The sequence below is a fragment of the Mycobacterium sp. TH-M106 genome, assembly GCF_057473765.1.
Genome location: NZ_JBYCLE010000164.1, coordinates 1 through 1,376 on the forward strand (window position 1 = coordinate 1; position 1,376 = coordinate 1,376).

A 1,376-nucleotide genomic window follows, 5' to 3' on the forward strand; every position below is an offset into this window, starting at 1 on the left:
TTCGGCGTCGCCAACCCCATGGGCAACTCCCCCACCCAGCCGCAGTACATCATGACCTTCCTCAACTTCGGGGCGGTCTTCATGGGCATCGCGCTGACCATCCGCGACCTGATCGGCGAGCGGCCCATCTTCAAGCGAGAACAGGCGGTCGGCCTGTCGACGTCGGCCTACCTGTTCGCGAAAATCGTCGTGTTCTGCGCGTTCGCGGTGATCCAGTCCGCGATCGCGACCGCCCTGGTGGTCGTGGGCAAGGGCAGACCGGTCCAGGACCCGCAATTCTTCGGCCACTCCGCTTTCTCAGCCACCTTCTCGCTGTTCGTCACGGTGGCCGCCACCTGCATGGCCTCGGCGATCCTCGGTCTGGCGCTGTCCGCGTTCGCGCAGACCAACGAACAGATCATGCCGCTGCTGGTGGTGTCGGTGCTGCTGCAGCTGGTGCTCTCCGGCGGAATCATCCCGATGGTCAACGCCGCAGGCCACCACAAACCCCTCGACTACGTGTCGTGGGTGACACCTGCACGCTGGGGTTACGCCGCCGGTGCGTCGTCGATCGACCTGCCGTCGCTGGTGCACGTCCCGCAGGTCCACACCAAGGACCCGCTGTGGCAGCACACCCGTCACATCTACCTGCTGGACATGGCCATGCTCGCGGTGCTGTCGCTGGTCTACGGCCTCGTCGTGCGGTGGAAGCTCCGGCTCAGGCGCTGAGGGCAAGGGCGTACTCGCTGATCGCGATCAGCGCGTCGGTCGCCGATCTGCGGTCCCGAGCGTCGACGGTGATCACCGGAGTGTGCTCGGGCAACGTCAACGCTTTGCGCACTTCGGCTACCGGATACCTTGGCGCACCGTCGAACTCGTTGACCGCGATCAAAAACGGCACGTCGTGGTGCTCGAAGAAGTCGACCGCGGCGAAGCTGTCCTGCAGTCGGCGGCAGTCGACGAGAATGATCGCGCCAATGGCGCCACGCACCAAGTCGTCCCACATGAACCAGAACCGGCGCTGGCCCGGCGTGCCGAACAGGTACAGCACCAGCTCGTCGTCCAGGGTGATCCGGCCGAAGTCCATCGCCACCGTCGTGGTCCGCTTGCCCGGGGTGGCCTCCAGCGCGTCGACGGCCGCGGACGCGTCGGTGACCATCGCCTCGGTGCGCAGCGGCATGATCTCCGACACCGCACCGACGAACGTGGTCTTGCCAGCGCCGAACCCGCCCGCGATGACGATCTTCGTCGAGGCGGCGTCGCGGACCCCCGCAGGCGGGTGGTGCTCGCTAGCGGAGTGCTCGTAGGCCACGGAGCGTCCTTCCTATCAGTTCGCGGCGTTCGCCTCGGGTCGAGTGGTCGTCCAACGTCGGACGTATCCGAAGGTATCCCGACGT

At 66.4% G+C, this 1,376-nt stretch carries 2 protein-coding genes and 1 pseudogene; 1 reads left to right on the forward strand and 2 read right to left on the reverse strand.

The annotated features are described in order from the left end of the window. Window positions 1–708: ABC transporter permease (locus AC2VOP_RS05860; protein WP_486960078.1), on the forward strand; the 708-nt coding region annotated here is incomplete at its 5' end. Here AC2VOP_RS05860 and AC2VOP_RS05865 read toward each other — a convergent pair. Together AC2VOP_RS05865 and AC2VOP_RS05870 are read right to left on the reverse strand one after the other, a co-directional pair. Next, window positions 698–1,291, reverse strand: a complete 594-nt coding sequence (locus AC2VOP_RS05865) for a GTP-binding protein (RefSeq protein ID WP_486960079.1) — start codon at window positions 1,289–1,291, stop codon at window positions 698–700. The genes AC2VOP_RS05860 and AC2VOP_RS05865 overlap by 11 nt on opposite strands. Continuing rightward, window positions 1,269–1,376, reverse strand: a pseudogene (locus AC2VOP_RS05870) (DUF742 domain-containing protein); the annotation flags it as partial. The gene AC2VOP_RS05865 and the pseudogene AC2VOP_RS05870, both read right to left, overlap by 23 nt.